Here is a 19,729-nt window from a genome sequence, read left to right as displayed (position 1 = left end):
TGTGCGAGCGACCCGATCACATCGGTTCCAGCGCCCCGCGCGACCCGCGGTGACGCCGAGAACCTTTCACGCGCGAGTGGGTCAGTGCTGATTGACGATGAGAACGTCGATGGGGGCTTGTCGGATCGCGTCGGTTGCGGTGGTGGCGAGTACGCGGCGAATGCGCCGGAGGAGCCAGTTGCCGGTGTCGTCGCCCGTGTTGCCCAGGACCAGCAGCTGCGCGCGGGTATCGGCGGCCAAGCGCAGCAGGGCCGCGGTCGGGGTGCCTTCCAGCGGATGGAGGGTGATTTCGCTCGCGCCGCATCTGCTCGCCTGCCGGTGGGCGGCATCAAGAATCTCGTCGGCGTCCGCGCACCCGAACAGCAGGTGGGCTTCCGATTTCAGGACGTCGATAGCGGGGTCGGAAGGTCGGTTGGGTGAATACGCGCAGCCGATCGCCAGTTGCGCGCCGCTGAGGGCGGCCAGGGTAGCGGCGCGGTCGATTGCTGCGAGCGAGGCGGGTGAGCCGCTGGTCCCGACGACGATCGGCGCTCGGGCCGTAGCGGCGGCACGAGCAGCGTGGTCGATGTCGGGGTGTAGGCCGCGAAGGTCGGTGCCGTACAGGCGATGGTGGGGAGGGGTCTGCGTGGCGATGGTGAGCATCTGTTCCTCATGGTCTGCCGAGTTGGTGCCCGCCCCCGGCGATCATCAGGGGCGGGACCGCCGCGAGCCGCCGCGCCGGCGCAGTCGTGTTCGGCGGTGCCAGACGCGAATTCGCCGCGGGCTGTGCAGGCGTGGCGCGGGCGGGCGGCGGATGTGGGCGCGGCGGTGCCTCAGCGGAGTCGTTGATGTGTGCCGCAGATCAGCCGCGGCGTCACAGTGACGTAGTGGATGGTTATCCGGAATGTGTCAGTTGACGGCCAGTCCGGGCTGCCCCTGAGGTTGCGGGATGTCGATCGTGGCGGGGGCGGGCTTGAAATCCCACCGCATCGGGTTGGGGTCGGAGCTGGACTGCCCGGTGGAGGAGTCCGGGTCGGTGGGGAGTGGGGTGAACAGGTCACTGCAGTCGGCGGCGATGAGGTAGGGGCCCCACTGGCACTGCAGGTTTCCCGCTGCGGCCGACCCTTCGGCGGCGAGCACGGAGGCGAGTAGGCCGCCACACAGGACGGCTGCGGTCGCACAACGCTTCATGGACGTGGTGAGTGCATTCATTTGATTTTCCTAGGCGCAACTCGAAGTACGGAGCAGCTGGCATGTGCTCTCTCGGCGAGTGGAATGGCGGTCCGGGCGGTCAATCGACCTTGTCCCGGCCGCGGGGGAGCCGCGGCGTCTGGCGCCATGCAGGAATTGTCACGCTGGTCGCTTCCGGCGCACAGCGGCTGCCACCGACGGAATCGCGTGCAGCAGAAGGCTTCACGTCCGCTTACGGTGCCACTGACCTACGGTACCGTAGGTCAGTGGCGCGGGTCACGCACAAAAAGGCCAACGAACGGCCCGGTTCTCAGAGCGTCGGCGGTCGCCGCGCGCTGATGCCGGTGGTGATCGGGTCGGGCGGGCGTCGCGTGGTTCGCGGGATCGGCGCTGGCTGGTCGCGGCGGGGCGGGCCGGCCACATGCCAGCCGAAGATGTCCAGGCTCGGAGGCGTCCCGCCGTGCTGAACGCTCCCGGTGGCTGTCACGTCCGGACCAACCCAGCAGCGGCGGTGGCGGGTCAATGTGCTTGGCCATCAACCTTTTTCACGCCCAGGTAATCGTTGCCGCGTTCGGGTGGTGGGGTAGTGTCACCGGCCAGTCAAAGATTTGAGAGCGGAGCGGGTTTGTGAGTGCGGTGATAACCCCGGCGAGGCAGGGGCGGTCTCAGCGGAGGTGGGCGGGGATCGGCGCGGCGGTGGTGCTGGTGGCCGCGGTGGCGTTCGGCGCGGTATTCCTGGTGAAGGCCAAGTCGTCCGATGAGCTGGCTGGTGGGCCGACCTACGGCGCCCCTGCGGACGAATGCGCGATGGTCTCGCGCGCCCTGTTGGACCGCTATGTTCCTGGCGCGCCGTGTAAACGCACCTCGGCGAGGACCGTCACCGCCGACGAGATCACGTATACCCCGAGCTGGGCGACAGTCGCTTCCCCCGCCCAGCCGTCCAGTATTCAGGTGGTCTTGCGGGTAGCGAAGACGGCCCCCTCCATGTACACGCACTCGAAGGACACGCTCGGCGTGTATCAGGCAACGCTCACCGATGCGTCCTCCACCGAGATGAACCCTGCCGAGCTCGGTCCGAAGGTCCAGAAGGCGGTTCTGCTCAGCGGCAGCTCGAAGTCGTTTTCGGGTCGCTTCGATGCGCGCATCATCCTGCTTTCGGGAAACGCTGTGGTGGATGTCGTCCTCACCGATTGGACGAGCACCGAGGCGTCGGTCGATGCGTTGAAGGTAGTCGCCGCGGATATTGTGGCGAATATGAGTTAGGCACAGTCGAATTCAACAATAGTCGCCGAACAGCGTTGCCACATATACCCATTTCGAGTATCCCCATTTTGGGGTGTCCCCGCTCGACCGGGGTGCGGAGTTGGTGTTCGTGCAGTTCGGCGGCACTTTTTTCGGTTCGTGTTGAGCGGCTCGTGCGGTGGGGGTAACTTCCGGCTTGTCGATTGTTTGGCAGGAGGGGTTTGCTTTGCCCAGAACACAATTCGCCGCGGCACCGCCGACGGGCAGCGAGCTCTCTCGGGTCAGCGGACCCGCCACGAACTCGCTGGCCCAGCTGATACGCCAGCGCCGCGACCCGGTCGCGGCCGCCCGCGCGGACGAGGCCACCTACGGGGCGGTGTACGCGCTCAACATGTTCGGCAGCCAGTGGATCATCGCCGCCGGCCTGGATGCGGCCCAGGAGATCCTGATGAGCAAGGGTCGGGTGTTCGCCAACGGCCCGGCCTGGCGGCCGCTCAACGGCCCGTTCTTCGACCGCGGTCTGCTGATGCTCGATTTCGACGAGCACCGCGCCCACCGCTCGATCATGCAGCAGGCGTTCGGCCGCACAGCGCTCACCTCGTACCTGACGAGCCTGCACACGATCGTGGAGCGGCACATCGGCGAGATGTCCGAAGGCAGTGTCGCTGACGGTAATCCGGTGTTGATGCACCGCCGCTTCGAGCAGTTGACCATGGATGTCGCGCTCGAGGTGTTCATGGGCGCACGTTTGCCGCGCGAGGAGGCCGCCCGGATCAGCAAGGCCATCGTGTCGACCCTGCAGGCGGCCGGCGCCATGGTGCGCGTGGCGATCCCCGGCAACCGGTGGTGGCGCGGACTGCGCGGCCGTCGCACGCTGGAAGCCTTCCTGACCGATCGCGTCGCGGCCGCCCGCGAAGGGCAGGGAAGCGACTTGTTGTCGATGCTGTGCCACGCCACCGACGAGGACGGCGCCCGCTTCACCGATCGCGACGTGGTCGATCACATGATCTTCCTGCTGGTCGCCGCGCACGACACCACCACCGGCACGCTGACGAACATGGTCTACAACATGGCCAAGTACCCGGACTGGCAGAAACGCGCGCGGGCCCGCTCGCTGGAGATGCCGCTCGAGCTCGGCTACGACGAGCTGGCCGCGCTCACCGAACTGGATTGGGTCCTCAAGGAGACGACGCGGTTGTGCACGCCGATCCAGATCGAGCCGCGCGTCGCGGTGGCCGACACCGAGGTCTGCGGCTACTTCATCCCGAAGGGCTCGATGGTGGTCGTTCCGACCCTGGCCAATCATCACCGGCCCGAAATCTGGTCGTGTCCTGAGGAATTCGATCCCGAGCGGTTCGGTGACGAGCGCGCTGAGCACAGGCAGCACCGCATGGCGTGGGCTCCGTTCGGCGGCGGCCCGCACAAATGCATCGGCCAGCACTTCGCCGGCCTGGAGATCAAGATGGTGCTGCACCAGCTGCTGCGCGGCTTCGAATGGGAAGTCCCGCAGGACTACATCATGCCGTTGGACATGAACGCGACGCCGATGCCGAAGGACTCGCTGCCGGTGACCCTGCGGCGACGCTGAAGCACGGCCGGATTCGAGCCGCCCGCCGCTCGCAAGAAAACTGCGCTGCCGCCGTCGTGCATCGACGCCGGCAGCGGCGCAGTCGAAGGGCCGTGTCCGAGTGGGTGACGGGATCAGCCGTTGCAGTAGGACTTGGCGAGGTGGCCGTCATCGTGCATGCCCGCGGAGCTTCCGGCCGGGGGCAGGTAGGTGTCGTGGTGCAGGTCGTCGAAGGCGTTGTGCTCGGCTTCCTGGAGCGTCGCGCCGTAGCCGATCCCCTTGAAGAAGGGACCGTCGTTGCCGATGACCAGCGCCGCACACCCGTCGATCCACTGGCCGCGGATCGTGCAGTTGCGGGGGCCTCCGCACTCGGCCATCGCGTCGGCGTCGGCGTATGCCTGGCTGGGGTAGTTCGCGGCCAGGCCCCAGCTGCCGTTGTCGGCGGCGGCGATCGCCCCGTAGTACTTGCCATCGGGCCCGCGTTCGGCATCGGCGACCGGGCACCCGATCATCGCGAGCGTCACGACAGTCGCGGCCAGCACCGACGACTTCAACAGGATCGACATCAATTCCCTCCGAATCACAACTGATGAAAGGTCCGCGATCACTGCGGACCCGAACGCTTTTGGCTCGCATGCCCCGGCCGCCCCCTTCGCGGCCGGTTACTGCGGTAGAGCGCCAGGCAGTACAGCTGGTCGTGAACGTCCGACGAGATGCGCGAGGGCCCCCAAGACCGTCGGGCACCCCCGGCGACGCGTATTCCTCGGCAATACTGCGGGTTTGACCACCTACACCATGTTCTGTCCGGGGTCGAGCTTGAACTTGTGCCGTCCGTACATGACATGGACGCGTGGGGGTTCGTTGGTTGCCTGATGGCGGGCCGCGCGGATGTCTCGCCAGAGGAGTTGCAGGCGCTGGTCGTTGTCGAGCGCTGCGGCGCCGGCCGATTCGATCAGGGTGTCGGCCGCGGCGACGCAGCGTTGCACGGCGCGGACCTGGTCACGGCGGGCCTTCATCCGCAGCTCCATGGGGACCTCCTCGCCGGCGACCACGAGGTCGTAGACCTTGGAGATGTTGCCCGAGAGCTGTTCCCAGGAGGCGTCGATGTCGGAGCCGGTCTCGCCGACGCACAGCGCGATGAACGGGTCGTCGGTGGCCCGCTCGCCGAAGTAGGCTGCGCGCTGCCGAGTGCCCTGGTATTCGACGTAGAGATCCCACGCTCCATGGGCCATACCGATCACGGGCGTGCCGATGGCGGCGGGAAATACTGTGCCCCAGGGCATGCGGAACAGGGGCTCGTCGTTGACCTGTAGGCCTGGTGCCTCGAAGGCGCCCATGGTCTCGAAGTTCAGGAAGCGGTGCGCGGGGACGAACACGTCCTCGACCACGAGGGTGTTGGACTGGGTTCCCCGCAGCCCGTAGGTATCCCACACCTCGTCTATCGAGTACTCCGCTCGTGGGATCAGAAACGCGCCGAAGGCCAATTGCTCGGGGATCGGGGCACCGACCATCGCCCATTGGGCGTGCGCGCTGCCCGAGGAGTACCGCCAGTTCCCGGTGACTCGATAGCCGCCCTCGACGGGCGTGGCCATCCCCATCGGGGCATATGAGGAGCAGACCAGCGCGTTGGGGTCCTGGCCCCACACGTCTTGCTGGGCTTGCTGATCGAACTGGGCCAGATGCCACGGGTGCACACCCAGCACGCTGGCCACCCATCCGGTCGAGCCGCACGCTCCCGAGAGCCGCCGGATCGCCTCGAACGCGATCATCGGGTCCGCGGCCTCACCGCCCCACTGGCGGGGCTGCATCAGGCGGAAGAATCCGGTCGCTGCCAGTTGTTCCATCGTGTCGACCGAGATGCCTTTGTCATGGGTCTCGCGCGCGCGGTCCCGCAACATCGGCAGCAGCCTATCTATCCGGTCGATCAATTCGTGTGACATGAACCCCACCCACCTACGTCTTGCAGAAACAAATACCCGCCGAGGTTAACCGGGTAGTCGCGGAATCAGATATACCCATTTCGGGGATACCCATTTTGGGAAATGCACCACCCTCGCCCACCACGCACCGAAACCCGCCGCACCCGCATCCGACCGAAAAACAAGCCCTCCTATCACCCACCGAAAGAGCCTCTAACTGCAGCAATGCACGTCAACTAGCCGATAGTCCCCAGCAGTGATTACACTGCGCGACCAATGATCGACTGTGTATTCCAGGTTGAGGATATTGGGGGATTGCCATGACCGGCGAGGATCGGAAATCGGCGGGCGGGGTCAGTGGATTCGGCGTAACAATGGCGCTGATCGGGCTGCCGCTGTTCTTGATCAGCTTTGCTGCAGCGAATGACGCTGAGCACCCGAAATGTGATGGGCAGTCGATGTCGAGCGCGGACACGTGCCTGTCGTCGCGGTCCGGTGCGCAAAGCCGCGATGACCGCGCATCCGATGCCGCGACGGCCGCCGGGTGGATGCGACCCACCGGGATCGTCCTGCTGGCCGGCGGGCTGATTGTCCTTGCCGGCCGGGCTGCGGCAGCCACCTCCAGACGGTCCGAGCGCACCGACCAGAAGAGCTGAGTTGCGTTGGGCCACAACGTATCTAGGATCGTGGAGACAAGATCAGTCTTCGCAATAAGGGGTGGATGATGTTTCTGTTTCGGGCGTGGAAGCTGCTGGTAGCATTCGCGGCGGGTCTCGTCGGTGAGGCGACGGCGGCGTGGCTCGGTATCACCGTCTCTTTTGGGGTGCTGATCGGTGGAATCAGCATCGGGAACAAGGTCTTTCGTCGCAACGTCTGAGGTCACCCGCCCCGGAGCCCGGATGGCCTGGACGGTCGGTCCGCCAATTCCTGATTCCCGGTTCTCGCTTGGGCGTGCGTGAGGCTGGCCCGACCAGCTTGGTCACGTGCCGTGCCGAGCTGTGGGCCCCGGTCGCCGCGACCGGCGACCGCGTTTGGGCGCTCGGAATCCGAGGGCTAGCTGCTCTCCGAACGGAAATCGAGACGGAGCTGCGCACCGGGGGAGCGTGGTGGCCGCGTATGTCGCCACTGCCGACGCATTACTGGCTCGGCCGCGGATGGCTCGACTTCAATGACATCCGAGACGGTGGCTAGCGGGCTGAGGAGTTCGGCTAGGTCGGGCGACTCCAGTTCCGTGTTGGGCATGCGAAGCTTCGCGGTGTTGCGAAGGGTTCGCGGCGAGATGACCATGTCCACCTGCATCCCGATTCGGTAGATCACGTAGTTGAGTCCACGCTCGGTCAGCGGCCCCGAAACCTGCTTCAGGTTGAGGAACAGCGCTTCGGTCTGCTGATCGCCTAGCAGTTCGCGCCGCTTGAGCAGCCAACGATCCAGGACAGCGACGGTCCCGGGTCTCAGCGTCTTCCAACAGGTTTCGTCGTCTGTCCCGCGGCTGCCGATCGCGCCGGTGTGGCTTTTCGGATCCAGGCGCAGATCCGAGCACCGATATCCCACGACATCAGAGGTGGTCGGCTCGATGTCGAGGATGAGCGCGGCCACTGCGATGTCGCGCTCACTCCGGGCGGCGGCGCTGCGGGTCACCATGCTGTGCTGGCGGCGGTCGAGTGCTTCCAGTTCGGTCTGAGTCGATGCGGTGCGCGGCACCCGTAGTCGGCGCTGGAACCCCAGCCAGTAGTAGAACAGGTCCACCGCACGCAACATGCCGCGCACCGTGGCATCGGCCAGGTTGTGCTCGATCATCATCACGGCGCGGTAGCCTCCTACCGCGCGCGCCCGCCCGGCCTCGTCCGCGAAAGCGACACGGTGCGTGGGATGTTGGACGTCGGTCACCAAGCTGTTGTCACCCAGCCACTGCAGAAACAGGCGCACGTGGCGCAGATAGGTGTCGCACGTCCCTGCGGACAGCACCGGATCAACCACCTCACCGTCAGCCAGACCGTGCGAGAACAGGCGGAGCACTGCGTCATCGACGTCCCCACCATGGCCGATCAGATCCATCCGTGCCCGCGCCCCGATACCTGCATCTCCCACCGGTCGCCACTCCTTCCGTGCTTGATCGGTGATCCGAGGATGACAGGTCTCACCGACAGAGTTGCCTGACGTGATGTTTACAGCAGATAGTGGCAGTCTGCTGTAAACATCACGCTGCCTTGGACACATCGAAAGCCAGGACCGGGTGCGCTGGGATTTGGGTGCCGCCGATGCGCCAAGCAGGGTCGCGCATACCCCGGTAGATGGTCATCGGCGCGTTCTCGAGCAGGTGACCGTCGTAGGGGTCCGGGGTTCCTGCCAGGATCCTGTCGCAGGCGTTGGCGATCTTCTCGCGCTGCTCGAGCCACAGCAGCCAGGCCCGCAGATCCGCGGCGTCGAGCCCGCGCAGCAGCTTGCGGCGCTCGGCTCGGCGCTGTTCCTGCTGTTCGGGGGTCTGGTCCTGGAACCACTTGCGTTGGGCCCACATCGAGCGCAACAGCTTCGCCGGCCTGGTTCGGCTGGTGGCCAGTCGTTCTCCGGGGGCCAGTTGTGCGAGAGCGTCGTTGAGCAGAACCCACACCTTGCGCTCGTAGCCGTGACGTTTGTCCTGCTTGGCGGCGTGGCAGCGCCCGGTGGGGGCGGGGGTGCTACAGCTAGTGGGGGACTTTTCCGAGCGGCCCCGTTCGATCGCGGTCTCGACGACAGCGGTCACCGCGAAGGCGTCGCAGCTCTTGGCTCCTCCGCTGTAGCGGCGCGCGTACACCAGCAGCCCGCAGGCGATGGCATCGTCGCGGACACGGCGAACGGTCTTGTCGTCCATGCGGGTGGCGCGGGCGAGGTCACGAACGCTGACCGAGCCCTCGCGGGTCACCAGGAACGGCGCCAGGTGATAGAGCAGCGTCCTGATGCCCTGCTGGCGATCTCGGCGCATCCGCAGTCCCGCGAGCACCGTGCCGGCGGCCGCGTCGAGCCCGCGGCGCACATCGGCGATCTGAGCCTCGACCACCGGGTCCGGCTGCGCGGCAACCTCGTCGACGCGGTAGCGGCGGGGCCGGGCTTCCTCGGCGTCGCGGACGGCCTTGCGCCACAGCGGCCGCCACCAGGCGAAGGTGATGCGCGCGACCCGCGGCGGGCACGCCTCGAGCGCAGCCTGCCAAGCCTGGTCCTGCGTCAGCCCGTTCTCCGCTGCGGCGATGGTGACCGCGTGCACCCAGATGTAGCGCCGCCACCAGCCCTCACTGCGCCGCGACTTCGCGCCCTCGCCGCTGATCAGCTTCCACGCCTGCGCGCCGCTGTACCCGGCCCGGGCCATCGCGCACGAGCGACCGAACTCGCGCGCCGAGCGGCTCCCGTCGCCGACACTGGTGCGCGCCTTGGGCGCGCGAGCCTTGACCACCGATTTCGAGTGATTGCGCGCGGGCACGGCGGCGACGACGGTCTGCGGGGTGAGCGTGCAGCTGACCACCGGACTCGCCAAGCCCCGCCGGTGCGGCGCACTCAGCGTCCGGATCACCTCGCCTGTGCGGTCGTCGACCACGATGCCGAGCTTCTTACTCAGCCGCGCACACGCTTTCGCCCACGCGCGCGCCTGCAACGGCGTCCGCGCGGCCGCGTGCACATGCCATCCGCCGGGCCGGCCGGATCGGCGTGCCAGGCACCGCAGCTCGTGCTCGACGCACCACGCCACCAACGCCTCCGCGCACGCGTCACCCAACACTGCTCGTTCCGGCACAGGGTCGATGTCAGCGCTCAGCATTCCCGTATTCAGGGCGCGTGCCATCGTCGCGGCGCGACCGGCCGCCACCTCATCCTGCGCCTTCGTCAGGCTGGCGACCCATCGCACCTTTTGGTTGTCAGGGTCGATCAGCAGCCACTTGCCCGTGTACATCACCTCATCGAGCGCGGCCAGATACTCCGCGGTCGCGTCGTCGTAGGGACCGGCCGCAGCCGATGTGTGCTGCACAGCACTCTCACGCGCACATGCGCTGAGCAGCGTCGTTCCACACGCGAGCGACACGTCCGGCGTATTGTTCGCGAGAAGAGTGGAATCGATATGAGGGTGTGCGCTACCCTCGGACCTGCAACCCAATGCAGCCTCTGTGGTAACGGTGGCACCGCGGCCGACGAGTTCCCGCTCGTCCCCGCCAAAGTCTTTGAGCCTGAAGTGTTCCCGCACTCCGGCTCGCGTCCCCAGTCGATCAACCTCCCTTCCCGGGGAGGAGTCTGTCTGGCTGGCGGGTGGCCCGATACCTCTGTTCAGTTAGTCCAAGTCTTGCGGATGATTAGTCCCGCTAATGACCTCCCGTTTTCGCTCGGAAATTCTCGGGGGCTGTCGGCGCTGGCCCACTGAACTTGCACCGGTACCGGGCCCATTGCGGATGGCACCAGCAGCGTTTCGAGTTCTCCCGAGCGTCTCTGTCCGGTCGGTGCCGCATTCACCTGTGTGCCAGGTATCGACTGAAGGAAAACGGCAGACGCTCCTGCTCGGAGCAACGAGCGGCGCGTAATCGAGGTCGTTGTCGTGGCAGGCACCGGCGTCAACCCGCTAGCGGCATGTGCTCGGACCGGATTCGCGTCATCGGCGACTTCCGGATGAAGGACTGCCGCTTCTCGCGGTGGCCCATGGCGTCATGGAAGAAGCAGGGATACATGCGGCTGGTCTCCTGGGCGAGGATGACTTCGACGTTGCCGATGGCGCGGCGACGTTCTTCTTTGCCGTAGAGGGCGGCTCGGTACAGCGGGCCTTCGCTGTAGAGGCGGGCGAAGCGGTGGACCGAGTGTGCGAAGTTCCGGTCGGGGCGGATTTCGTCGATGAGCCCGATGTCGAGCGCGGTGCCGGTGTCGATGGGTTGGGCGGCGGTGAGGAGTTCTTCGGCGATGGTCTGGCCGACGCGGCGGGGCAGGGTGGCGGTGTGCAGCTCGGAGCCGGTGAGGCCCATGGTCTTGTAATGCGGGTTGAGGATGGCTCTTTCGGCGGCGACGACGAAGTCGGCGGTGAGGGCGAGCATCACTCCGCCCGCGCCGGCGCTGGCTTGGACGGCGGCGATGGTGACTTGGTCGCAGGTGGCGATTTCGGCGCAGACGCGGTTGATGGCGTTGATCGATGCCCAGCCTTCGGCGTCGGGGTTGTGGGCGAGTTCGATCGAGCCCAGGTGCAATCCGTTCGAGAATGCCGGGCCGGTGCCGGCGATGATGAGGACGCGGGTGTCCGCGGCGGCGGCGGTGCGGATCGCGGCGGCCAGGCGCAGGGAGAAGTCGACGCTGAATGCGCCGGCGTAGGCGAAGAATTCGACGGTGCCGATGTCGCCGCTGCGGTGGTAGCGGATGTCGGACCAGGCGGGGTCGGTGCCGTGGTCGGGGACCTCGGGTTCGCCGAGCCGTGCGAGGACTTCGGTCGCGGGTGCTTTCACCGGTGGCAGCTGCTCGTCGCGGGCGCGCAGGTGGCCGATCAGCAGGCTGCCGCTGCCGCAGGCGATTCGGAGGTAGTGCTGGGTGCGGCCGATGATCGTTCCCGGCTCGGCGTTGGGGGCGTTGATACCGCTGAGGTGTGCGTCGTGGAGGTAGACCTGGTGGCCGGCGAGGGTGGTGAGGACGCCGGGGGAGCCGTCGGCGGCGTGGATGGCGGGCAGGATGTCCTTGGCGGGCTTGGTCCAGTCGATGGCTCGGTCGCGTTGCCGCAGAGCGGGTCGGGTGCGGGCGTGGGCCAGCAGGCGCGGGTGCTCGTCTTGCGGCACGGGGGTGAAGTTCGGGTCTTCGAGGTGGTCGGCGGCTTCGAGGATGCAGGCGATGGCGGCATCGGCGCTGACACCGTTGTAGATGGCCGATTTCGTGTCTTCGGGCATCGCGTAGTTGCGGGTGGTGACGACGGGGCCTGCGTCCATTTCCTCGACGGCCATCAGTGCGGTTGCGCCCCACACCTTTTCGCCTTCGGTGATCGCGTAGTCCAGTGAGCTGGGGCCGCGGTCGCCGACGACTCCGGGGTGAATGATCACGGTGGGCCAGCGTCGGGTGATGTGGGCGGGGATCTTGGTGACCAGGTAGGGGCAGATGATGGCGTCGATGTTGTCGTGGCGCGCGAGGGCGGCGTCCATTTCGGCGGCATCGGCGACGACTTCGATGATTGTTTCGCGTCCGGAACGGCGCAGCGCGAGCGCAGCTCGTTGTGTCACGCCGTTCGCGGCGCTGGACAGCAGGAGAATGCGGTATGCCATGCCGATGCTCTTTCTGGGCGCGCCGGACCGGGCCGTCCTGACCCACGGCGATGTCGACCATGCGGGCGGGCTCCAACTCTTCTCCGAAGCGCGGGTCCACGTGCACCGCGACGCGCTGGGCCTGGAATGCGCTTGTCGAAGCAGGTGCGCCACATGGCGATGTTGTTGCCGTGCGCCCAGAACCGGTAGTGCGAATCGAAGCGCTCCTCGGGTGGGGGAGAGGGCCGCCAGCGCGCGACCTTCGGTGTGTTCAGCCTGATGGTCTCGATCGGCCCGCCGACCGCGTCGAACTCGGCCGCAGCCTCCACCAGTGCGCTCAGCCAGCCTGGATGCACCCAATCGTCTTGATCGGTGAACGCGAGGAAATCGCCCTCTGCGGCCTCGGCACCGACGTTGCGAGCGTGTGGCGCACCCGGGCGATCGGAGCTGTCGATGCGGCGCAACCGCAGTAGCTCACTCAACGGGTGGTCACGCAGATATTCGATCAGCCCGTCGGTGGATCCGTTATCGCTGAGAATCACCTCGAATGGATCCGGATATTCCTGTGCGGCAAGACCTTCCAGCTGGGTGCTGAGCAACGGCAGGCCATTGAATACGGGGATGATCACCGAAACCAGCTCGGGCTTTCGCACCGGCGTGGATTCATCTTCTGGCATTGGTCCCTCCTGGTATCGAACACCTGCCACTCCCGTGCTGGACCAGCCGATACCCGGAAATTAACACCTTCCTACTGTTGGGAACAGGGGGCTTCCCGGCTCGTTCGTGGCTCTACCAGGTTTCGATACCCCTCGCACGGCAACGGAGTTACGCCCCGCTCGCGGGAGTGTGAGGCGGTGAAGGTATCACGCGGGATGAGGTCTCCGGCCCTTGGGCGCACGGGCTGGTTGCGTGACGCTCCGATGCCGGCCTCGCCCATGCCCAGTGCGCAGCGGCGGAATTCGTCCGGGCCCCTGCCGGTCCAGCGGCGGATGGCGCGGCGCAGGGTGCGGGCGTCGGCGTAGCCGAGGCGGGCGGCGATGGATCGGACGGACAGGTCGGTGTCGCGCATGAGTCGGATGGCGTGCCCGTACCGGACTGATTCGACTTCGTGACGCCAGCTGGTGCCGATCTCCTGCAGGCGGCGCTGCAGGGTGCGCGAGCTCATTGCCAGGCGCCGGGTCGCCTCGTCGACGGTGACATCGCCTTCGCGCAGTGCGATGGCGATGGTGGCGTGCAAGGTTTCCTGCCAGTTGGTGGCAGGATGTGAGGCGGCCAAGACCACGTCGGAGTAGTGGCGCAGCATGGCTCCCAGATGAGGCTCCGCGCCGATCGCCTCCCGCATCGAGGAAGGTGACTTCGGCGCACGGTGCACCGAAATCGATAGTGCTGGTACCGAATTCATCGACGAGATAGCCATATCGATGGGTCGCGCGGTGGCTGAACGTGACTCGGACCGCGATCAGGTGCCGACCAGAGGCCTCACGGACCCGACGAAGCATCATCGCGAGGATGAACTCCTCGATCGGTGCGAGTACGGGATCGGGTTCGATTCTGGCCGTATCGCGAAGGGTGAGCAGGCGGCCGTTCTCCATCACCACCCAGCCGACACCGGGTTCGCTCACCACACCTCGAATACTGACTTCGCTGCGCGCACTGTCTGCGAGGACAGGTCCGCTGGTGAGCAGATAATCCCATACCTGCAGTCCACCATGCCCGGCCGCCGCGCGGGCGAGCAGACCGGACCCCGGGCGCGCTGTGGCCTCGATGAGTTCCAAGGCGCGCCAGGCCCATTCGGTCGGCACTCGAAGGAGGTCGTCGGTCAGTACGGCCGGATCGACGTGAGGGCTGACCGCATCCAACTCCGCGGGCGTAACACCGACATTGAGCGCGGTGGTCCGGACCAGTCCAGCGATGCGCGTGGGAACGGTGCCTTCGATCACCGGCGGACCATACCGACGAATTCGAACCCGAAAACAGGTGTTGTTGGTGGGTTCAGCCCCCTCGGCTCGGGTGGCTGCGACCGCTCGACTTCGGATTTGCGAGGTAGGGGCGGCGTTCGAGGCCAGCCAGATGGGGACCGAATGCGTCAACGCCGCTACAGAATTCCTTTCGCCCCACCGTCTCCGAGGGCTTCCTCCAAGCGCTCGAGCATGCCGGTCACGATCCTATAAGCGGCGGACCACGAGCCGTTCGGTGACGGCTTGCTGTGCGTGCGTGAACAGTACATCCGCGATGGCGTCGAGCCACTGTGCGAACAGCTCGTCGCGGGCATCGCCCGGGCCGGAGGTCGTCGCATGCGCGACAGTCAGCCAAGCCCGTACCGACCGATGCAGCGCGTGGCCGAGCATATCTTCTGGAAGCGCGGACACCAGAGCGAGTCCGAGTGATCGCACGCGAGCGGACAGGAACCGAAATTGGAAGGCCGACAGACCGAGTTCCTCGGCGCGTAAGCCGGCGGCAAGGACGGCGGTCGCGAACATCTTGGTACGCGCCGGTCCGTGTCTCCGCAGTCCCGCAGCGAGAGCGGCTTCGATATCGAACTCCTGCAGATGCTCAACACGGCGCACGATCATGCCGGTCATCGCGGTGGTGTTCCAGTGGTCCGCGCTGGGGAGTGGTTCATGGCCGGACTCTAACGTCGTGTAATCCGGCCGCGCTGGCCGCTGACGTCCCAGTGACGGGAAGACTCAACCTGACATAACGATCATTATCGGCGTGGCTACGTTGTTGGGCTGATCGGGGAAGCTTTTCGCGTTTGTCCGATCCGGACAAAGGTACGCGTGGTCCACCGATGGTGCGTGTGGTCCGAATCGGGTGGATAAATTCGGGAAAACCTGCATGGGCAGCGGATTATTCGATGCTGTCTGCATAGAGTCATGCGTCGGCATGTTGCGTCACTGTGACGCATAGGACTGCTGGTGCGCGTGTGTGACTTCTTCCGTTGCGTGCAGGTCTTTTCCGGATGGCGTGTGGCGGACCCGTGTCGGGTGGGCCGGGCTCCGGGACTCGCATGTCTTTCCCGGATTGTCTGGAGTTTGGACCCCGCTCCCCTGGGTTCCTCTGTGTTGCAACAGTTTTCGCCGATCCCAGGTGACAATGTCAAGCCGAATCTGGCAGGTTCAGCGGATACTGGGCCCGCGTGGCGGAATACGGGCCGTTCATCATGCTGTGGGGAACGGTCGTCACCGCCGGCTTCGGGGCAGTGGTGTGGCTGGTAGTTGTCGCTGTAGTCGGTCTCTTCGCAGCGCTACGGCCTGGCCGCGAGTACTAGATCCGGCTCAGCGGGCCCGATCCTGATCGGCCGTCAATCTACTGGTCCTGGTGCGGGCGGCGCGTCGGCTGGAGGAAGTCTTCCCGCGGAGGCTGCGGTCCGGCGGTGGTCGCGGAGTCGAACGTGGGGAGTCGACGACGTCGCCCGACGGACAACGGGGTGTTGTAGTGGATCGACATCACATTTTTTTAGTAGTTAGTAACTAGTAACTTGTCACTTATGGCTCAACGAATGAACGGACCCGAACGGCGTGCCCAGGTACTGGCCATCGCAGCGAGAGAATTCGCGGAACACGGGTTGCACGGGGCGTCGACAGAGGCGATCGCGAGAGAGGCGGGGATCACCCAGGCGTACGTCTTCAGGATGTTCGGGACGAAGAAGGCCTTGTTCCTGGAGCTGGTCCAGGCGTCGTTCGATCAGGTGAGCGACGGGATGCGCGATGCGGGCGCGGGGAAGGACAGCCTGGATGCGCTCTCGGCGATGGGAGCCCAGTACTTCGATCTGCTCGCCGATCGCACCGGGTTGTTGTTGCAGCTGCAGGGCTTCGCCGCGTGCGGAGATCCGGACGTGAGGGGCACGGTGCGGTCGTGTTTCGCACGGATGTGGGACACAGCCGAGGACGGCACCGGACTCGACCCGGTGACTGTGAAGACGTTCCTCGCCTTCGGGATGCTGCTGAACGCCGGCGCCGCGATGGACGTCGGGCAGGTCGATGCGGCGTGGGCCGAGGGTGTCCGCACCCGGATCCAGCCCGGTCTGTTCGCGCACATCACCACCGAGGCGAACCGATGAACACCCGCACGGACGGCCGCAGCGACGTCTCCGCCGACCGGGACGGACGACTGAGCGGTGCATTGGTATGCACGGCGTTGGCCGGAGCGGTGATCGGCAGCGTCGGAGCGCCCCTGATCACCGCGGTCGCTACGGGAATGCACGTGTCCCTGGTCGCCGCGCAGTGGACCTTGACAGTGACCCTGTTCAGCGCCGCGATCGCGGGCCCGGTTCTGGGCAGGCTCGGCAGCGGCCCGTACCGCCGCGTGACGATCCTGGCCACGCTGGCCCTGGTCACGGCCGGTGGAGTGCTGACGGTGCTCCCGCTTCCGTTCGTGGCGTTGCTGATCGGACGCGGCCTGCAGGGGCTCGCGGTCGCGGTCGTGGCACTGTTGATGAGTGTTGCCCGCACACACCTGCCACCGGAGCGCTCGGCGGCGACGATCGCCGCGTTGTCGGTCGCAACGACCGTAGGTATCGGGGTCGGCTACCCGGCGATCAGCCTTCTCGACCAACTCGCAGGCCTGCGCGCCGCATACGGACTCGGACTCGTCCTATCGGCAGCCGCGCTGGCCATCGCGTGGCGGACGCTGCCCGTCGAGGCGCCCGGAGACCTGCCCCGGATCGACGTGCCCGGCGCGCTGCTCCTCGCTCTGGGCACCCTCGGGCTGCTGCTGGTCATCGCCGAACCTTCGATATGGGCGACCGCGTGGCTGGCCGGTGGCCTGCTCGTCGGTTCCGCCGCGGTCCTGGCCGTGTGGGCGGCGATCGAATTGCGTACCGCGACGCCGTTGGTGAATTTGCGACTGCTCGGCCAAGGGCCCGTCCTGCGCGCGAATCTGGCGATACTCGTGGCCGGGACAGGGTTGTACCTGCTGTTCAGCCTGTTGACCCGCTACGTGCAGACACCCGCCGGCACCGACTACGGATTCGCACTTCCCGGTGTCGCCGCAGGTGCAGCACTGATCCCGTTCTCGCTGCTCGGGTTCCTTGCCGGAAAGGCGGTGCCGCGTATGACCGCGCGCATCACCGAACGGTGGACCTACGCGCTGGCGACCGTGATCGCGGCCGCCAGCGCACTGCTGTTCGTCGCCAGCCACCAGTCACTTCTGGCCGTTCTCGCCGCGATCGCGCTGCTCGGCTTCGCCGTCGGAGGTGTCTTCGCAGTGATGCCCAAGCTGGTCCTCGTCGGTGTGCCCCAAGAAGAAACAGCCAGTGTGCTCTCGATCAACCAGATCGCCCGCAGCATCGGAATGAGCATCGGCAGCGCACTCGCCGGTTTCCTCCTCGCCGACACGACCCCCAGCGGAAGTATGCTCCCCACCCAAAGCGGCTACTTCAGCACGGCACTATGGGCATTACCCCCACTCGCGGCCAGCGTACTCATCATCGCCACAATCCGATCTGAGCCTCGATCATCTCGAGGGTCGACAACGCCCTGACCCGCAACACCTGCGGTCTGTGTCGAAGTGTGTGATGGGTTGGCGCCGCTGTGTGGTGCCAACCCATCTGCGTGTTCGGTGGAAGTTGTTGTCTGCGTTGGCGTATGGGTGAGGTCTGCGGTATTTCGGGTAGCGACCGAGCAGACCTGGATACAGACGCAGACCTCGTCGGCCAGCGTAGCGGTGGCGGGGCGAGCGGACCTGGCCGATGCCCAGTGGGTGCGGTTGGAGCCGTTGCTGCTCTCCAGGACTGGGGTGTGGACCGGGTTGTCCTGGACCAGGGCATCGACACCGCCACTGCTGTCGACTGCATGTTCTTCCAAATCCTCGGCGCGATAGCCGAATTCGAGCACGCCCTGAGGTCGGAACGCACCCGCGACGGGTTGGCCGCAGTCCGCGCCCGCGGACCTACCGGCGGCCAGAAGCCGACGCTGGGCCCCGGCAGGTCCAGCTGGCCCGGCCGATGTCCGACGAGATCGACGAACACGGCAAGCGTCGCTATACCGTCGACCAGATCGCCGCCGAGTTCGGCGTCACCCGCTTCCACGCTGGAGAGGAATTCCCGACCCGAATGGTCAAGGTTGTCGACATGATGATCGTGCGACAGCAAGTATTTCCCACCGTTGGGAGGTTCAACGGTGTCGAGTGCCTCGGCGCACAGTAGATCGATTGTGCTACAGGCGAATCCAGGGAGGTTCAGATCAAGTCGCGAATGGGTTTGGTGTGGGTGGACGCCAGCGGTCGGGCGATGTCTTCGAGGGATCGGCCTTCGGCATCGACGGCGAGGAAGTAGGCGGTGACGCCGCCCGCGATCATTATCGTCGCGCCGAGGAGGTAGCCGAGGAACAGGCGGCCCGGGTAGCTGCCGTCGCCGATGAGGGTGCCGTAGACGACGGGGCCCAGGGCGCCGAAGCACTGTGCGATAGCGAAGAACAGAGCGATCGCCTTGGCGCGCACCTCGAGCGGGAAGATCTCGCTCACGGTGAGGTAGGAGGAACTCGCGCCGGCGGAGGCGAAGAAGAAGATGATGCACCAGCACAGGGTCTGGGTGATGGCGTTGAGGAGTCCGGCGGAGAACAGGACGGCGGAGAAGGCGAGCAGGAGCCCGGAGAGGATATAGGTACCCGAGATCATGGCGCGGCGGCCGATTGTGTCGAATAGATGGCCGATTGCCAAGGGGCCCAGCAGGTTTCCAATGGCGAAGGCGATCAGATAGAGCGGAGTGGACTCCGATGCGACGTGGTAGAACTTGCCGAGCACCAGGGTGTAGGTGAAGAAGATGGCGTTGTAGAGGAACGACTGGCTGATCATCAGGCTCGCGCCCAGGACCGCGCGGGATGGGTAGTCGCGGAACAGGACTCGGGTCAGTGCCAGGTAGCCGATCTGATCGGCGGGGGTGATCTCCATCGCGCGGGTCTGGTCGACCGGTGGCAGCTCGATGCCGCTCGCTCGGACTTCGTGCTCGATCGCGCGGATCGACCTCTCGGCGTCTTCGGCATGGCCGTGCATGATCTGCCAGCGCGGGCTTTCGGGAAGATTGCGTCGCACGGCCACGATCACCAGGCCCAGGACCGGGCCGATCAAAAAGCCCAGCCGCCAGCCTACCGACAGGCTCAGGTGGTGCAGCAGAATGTAGGCACCGATGGTTCCGAGGATCGCTCCGGCCCAATAGGTTCCGTTGACTGCGATGTCCACGCGCCCGCGGTAGCGCGCTGGGATCAGTTCGTCGATGGCGGAGTTGATCGCCGCGTACTCGCCGCCGATGCCCATACCCGCGACGAACCGTGTGAGGTACAAAAACGCCACCCAGCCCGCGCCGCTGCCCAATGTCAGCGCGGTCAGGCCGCTGCCGAGTAGGTATACGCCCAGCGTGATCACGAACAGTCTGCGGCGGCCGAGTCGATCGGAGAGGTTGCCGAACAGCAGCGCCCCGGCCACCTCACCGGCCAGATAGATCGTCGCTACCAGTCCGACTGCGGTGGAGGACAGGTGCAGGGTCTCGGGTTTGGTGAGCGTGTCCGCGACTGCGCTGGCCACGGTGATCTCGAGCCCGTCGAGTATCCATGCCACCCCGAGTGCGATCACCATTCGAGTGTGAAAACCCGACCACGGCAATCGATCGATCCGCG

18 protein-coding genes and 3 pseudogenes are annotated in these 19,729 nt (G+C 66.2%); 9 read left to right on the top strand and 12 right to left on the bottom strand.

Annotation, left to right across the window (positions count from 1 at the left end; all coding sequences use genetic code 11):
• Positions 1 to 81 precede the first annotated feature (81 nt).
• Positions 82 to 642, bottom strand: a complete 561-nt coding sequence (locus ACYVKL_RS37135; protein WP_379172422.1) for a universal stress protein — start codon at positions 640 to 642, stop codon at positions 82 to 84.
• Between the two features lie 246 nt (positions 643 to 888).
• Positions 889 to 1,191 (bottom strand): hypothetical protein, encoded by a 303-nt coding sequence (locus ACYVKL_RS37130; protein ID WP_379172420.1) that lies wholly within the window; start codon positions 1,189 to 1,191, stop codon positions 889 to 891.
• A 675-nt stretch (positions 1,192 to 1,866) separates the two neighbouring features.
• Here ACYVKL_RS37130 and ACYVKL_RS37125 point away from each other — a divergent pair.
• Both ACYVKL_RS37125 and ACYVKL_RS37120 read left to right on the top strand, forming a co-directional pair.
• Positions 1,867 to 2,433, top strand: a complete 567-nt coding sequence (locus ACYVKL_RS37125) for a hypothetical protein (RefSeq protein WP_379172415.1) — start codon at positions 1,867 to 1,869, stop codon at positions 2,431 to 2,433.
• Between the two features lie 205 nt (positions 2,434 to 2,638).
• On the top strand, positions 2,639 to 4,000 hold the full coding sequence (locus ACYVKL_RS37120; protein WP_379172413.1) for a cytochrome P450: 1,362 nt from the start codon (positions 2,639 to 2,641) through the stop codon (positions 3,998 to 4,000).
• 113 nt (positions 4,001 to 4,113) lie between these two features.
• Here ACYVKL_RS37120 and ACYVKL_RS37115 read toward each other — a convergent pair whose 3' ends face one another.
• The gene (locus ACYVKL_RS37115) at positions 4,114 to 4,545 is read right to left on the bottom strand and encodes a DUF4189 domain-containing protein (protein ID WP_379172410.1); all 432 of its coding nucleotides are present in this window, start codon (positions 4,543 to 4,545) and stop codon (positions 4,114 to 4,116) included.
• A gap of 222 nt (positions 4,546 to 4,767) precedes the next feature.
• Entirely contained in the window at positions 4,768 to 5,919 is a 1,152-nt protein-coding gene (gene hsaA / locus ACYVKL_RS37110) for a 3-hydroxy-9,10-secoandrosta-1,3,5(10)-triene-9,17-dione monooxygenase oxygenase subunit (RefSeq protein WP_379172408.1), read from the bottom strand.
• 299 nt (positions 5,920 to 6,218) lie between these two features.
• Between hsaA and ACYVKL_RS37105 the strand changes: the two genes are divergently transcribed.
• Together ACYVKL_RS37105 and ACYVKL_RS37100 are read left to right on the top strand one after the other, a co-directional pair.
• The gene (locus ACYVKL_RS37105) at positions 6,219 to 6,554 is read left to right on the top strand and encodes a hypothetical protein (protein WP_379172406.1); all 336 of its coding nucleotides are present in this window, start codon (positions 6,219 to 6,221) and stop codon (positions 6,552 to 6,554) included.
• A 68-nt stretch (positions 6,555 to 6,622) separates the two neighbouring features.
• A complete protein-coding gene (locus tag ACYVKL_RS37100; protein WP_460774154.1) occupies positions 6,623 to 6,775 on the top strand; it encodes a hypothetical protein in 153 nt (50 codons plus the stop codon).
• Positions 6,776 to 6,951: 176 nt separating this feature from the next.
• On the opposite strand, the gene ACYVKL_RS37095 is transcribed toward ACYVKL_RS37100, so the two are convergent.
• From ACYVKL_RS37095 to ACYVKL_RS37085, 3 genes are all read right to left on the bottom strand, one after another.
• Complete coding sequence (locus ACYVKL_RS37095) at positions 6,952 to 7,953, bottom strand: hypothetical protein (protein ID WP_379172402.1); 1,002 nt, start codon at positions 7,951 to 7,953, stop codon at positions 6,952 to 6,954.
• Between the two features lie 142 nt (positions 7,954 to 8,095).
• Positions 8,096 to 9,889, bottom strand: coding sequence for a hypothetical protein (locus ACYVKL_RS37090; RefSeq protein WP_379172400.1), 1,794 nt, complete (start codon positions 9,887 to 9,889; stop codon positions 8,096 to 8,098).
• 574 nt (positions 9,890 to 10,463) lie between these two features.
• Entirely contained in the window at positions 10,464 to 12,137 is a 1,674-nt protein-coding gene (locus tag ACYVKL_RS37085) for an enoyl-CoA hydratase-related protein (RefSeq protein WP_379172398.1), read from the bottom strand.
• Between ACYVKL_RS37085 and ACYVKL_RS37080 the strand changes: the two genes are divergently transcribed.
• A complete protein-coding gene (locus tag ACYVKL_RS37080; protein WP_379172653.1) occupies positions 12,043 to 12,396 on the top strand; it encodes an MBL fold metallo-hydrolase in 354 nt (117 codons plus the stop codon). The two genes, ACYVKL_RS37085 and ACYVKL_RS37080, sit on opposite strands and share 95 nt — an antisense overlap.
• Here the strand turns inward: ACYVKL_RS37080 and ACYVKL_RS37075 are convergent.
• The 4 genes and pseudogenes from ACYVKL_RS37075 to ACYVKL_RS37060 form a co-directional block, all read right to left on the bottom strand.
• Positions 12,380 to 12,793, bottom strand: a pseudogene (locus tag ACYVKL_RS37075) (glycosyltransferase family 2 protein); the annotation flags it as partial. The gene ACYVKL_RS37080 and the pseudogene ACYVKL_RS37075 sit on opposite strands and share 17 nt — an antisense overlap.
• Before the next feature lie 71 nt (positions 12,794 to 12,864).
• Complete coding sequence (locus ACYVKL_RS37070; protein ID WP_379172396.1) at positions 12,865 to 13,458, bottom strand: helix-turn-helix domain-containing protein; 594 nt, start codon at positions 13,456 to 13,458, stop codon at positions 12,865 to 12,867.
• 58 nt (positions 13,459 to 13,516) lie between these two features.
• Positions 13,517 to 13,918, bottom strand: a pseudogene (locus ACYVKL_RS37065) (AraC family transcriptional regulator); the annotation flags it as partial.
• A 363-nt stretch (positions 13,919 to 14,281) separates the two neighbouring features.
• Entirely contained in the window at positions 14,282 to 14,698 is a 417-nt protein-coding gene (locus ACYVKL_RS37060) for a hypothetical protein (protein WP_379172394.1), read from the bottom strand.
• A 908-nt stretch (positions 14,699 to 15,606) separates the two neighbouring features.
• Here ACYVKL_RS37060 and ACYVKL_RS37055 point away from each other — a divergent pair.
• From ACYVKL_RS37055 to ACYVKL_RS37040, 4 genes and pseudogenes are all read left to right on the top strand, one after another.
• Positions 15,607 to 16,179, top strand: coding sequence for a TetR/AcrR family transcriptional regulator (locus tag ACYVKL_RS37055; RefSeq protein ID WP_379172392.1), 573 nt, complete (start codon positions 15,607 to 15,609; stop codon positions 16,177 to 16,179).
• Entirely contained in the window at positions 16,176 to 17,600 is a 1,425-nt protein-coding gene (locus ACYVKL_RS37050; RefSeq protein WP_379172389.1) for an MFS transporter, read from the top strand. Before ACYVKL_RS37055 ends, ACYVKL_RS37050 begins: the two co-directional genes overlap by 4 nt.
• A 104-nt stretch (positions 17,601 to 17,704) precedes the next feature.
• Positions 17,705 to 17,947: pseudogene (locus ACYVKL_RS37045) on the top strand (hypothetical protein); the annotation flags it as partial.
• A gap of 116 nt (positions 17,948 to 18,063) precedes the next feature.
• On the top strand, positions 18,064 to 18,264 hold the full coding sequence (locus ACYVKL_RS37040) for a hypothetical protein (RefSeq protein ID WP_379172665.1): 201 nt from the start codon (positions 18,064 to 18,066) through the stop codon (positions 18,262 to 18,264).
• Positions 18,265 to 18,296: 32 nt separating this feature from the next.
• On the opposite strand, the gene ACYVKL_RS37035 is transcribed toward ACYVKL_RS37040, so the two are convergent.
• Complete coding sequence (locus ACYVKL_RS37035; protein WP_379172386.1) at positions 18,297 to 19,688, bottom strand: MFS transporter; 1,392 nt, start codon at positions 19,686 to 19,688, stop codon at positions 18,297 to 18,299.
• Between the last annotated feature and the right edge of the window lie 41 nt (positions 19,689 to 19,729).

Source organism: Nocardia tengchongensis, from assembly GCF_054781395.1.
Note: the sequence above shows the minus strand (reverse complement) of the source record. Positions and strands in the feature narration are given on the sequence as shown.

Bases quoted from the DNA above. Each gene is read 5' to 3' on its own strand.
- ACYVKL_RS37135 (WP_379172422.1), bottom strand. From the start codon at position 642: ATGCTCACCATCGCCACGCAGACCCCTCCCCACCATCGCCTGTACGGC.
- ACYVKL_RS37130 (WP_379172420.1), bottom strand. From the start codon at position 1,191: ATGAATGCACTCACCACGTCCATGAAGCGTTGTGCGACCGCAGCCGTC.
- ACYVKL_RS37115 (WP_379172410.1), bottom strand. From the start codon at position 4,545: ATGTCGATCCTGTTGAAGTCGTCGGTGCTGGCCGCGACTGTCGTGACG.
- hsaA (WP_379172408.1), bottom strand. From the start codon at position 5,919: ATGTCACACGAATTGATCGACCGGATAGATAGGCTGCTGCCGATGTTG.
- ACYVKL_RS37105 (WP_379172406.1), top strand. From the start codon at position 6,219: ATGACCGGCGAGGATCGGAAATCGGCGGGCGGGGTCAGTGGATTCGGC.
- ACYVKL_RS37100 (WP_460774154.1), top strand. From the start codon at position 6,623: ATGTTTCTGTTTCGGGCGTGGAAGCTGCTGGTAGCATTCGCGGCGGGT.
- ACYVKL_RS37095 (WP_379172402.1), bottom strand. From the start codon at position 7,953: ATGGATCTGATCGGCCATGGTGGGGACGTCGATGACGCAGTGCTCCGC.
- ACYVKL_RS37080 (WP_379172653.1), top strand. From the start codon at position 12,043: ATGATTGTTTCGCGTCCGGAACGGCGCAGCGCGAGCGCAGCTCGTTGT.
- ACYVKL_RS37085 (WP_379172398.1), bottom strand. From the start codon at position 12,137: ATGGCATACCGCATTCTCCTGCTGTCCAGCGCCGCGAACGGCGTGACA.
- ACYVKL_RS37070 (WP_379172396.1), bottom strand. From the start codon at position 13,458: ATGCGGGAGGCGATCGGCGCGGAGCCTCATCTGGGAGCCATGCTGCGC.
- ACYVKL_RS37060 (WP_379172394.1), bottom strand. From the start codon at position 14,698: ATGACCGGCATGATCGTGCGCCGTGTTGAGCATCTGCAGGAGTTCGAT.
- ACYVKL_RS37055 (WP_379172392.1), top strand. From the start codon at position 15,607: ATGGCTCAACGAATGAACGGACCCGAACGGCGTGCCCAGGTACTGGCC.
- ACYVKL_RS37050 (WP_379172389.1), top strand. From the start codon at position 16,176: ATGAACACCCGCACGGACGGCCGCAGCGACGTCTCCGCCGACCGGGAC.
- ACYVKL_RS37040 (WP_379172665.1), top strand. From the start codon at position 18,064: ATGTCCGACGAGATCGACGAACACGGCAAGCGTCGCTATACCGTCGAC.
- ACYVKL_RS37035 (WP_379172386.1), bottom strand. From the start codon at position 19,688: ATGGTGATCGCACTCGGGGTGGCATGGATACTCGACGGGCTCGAGATC.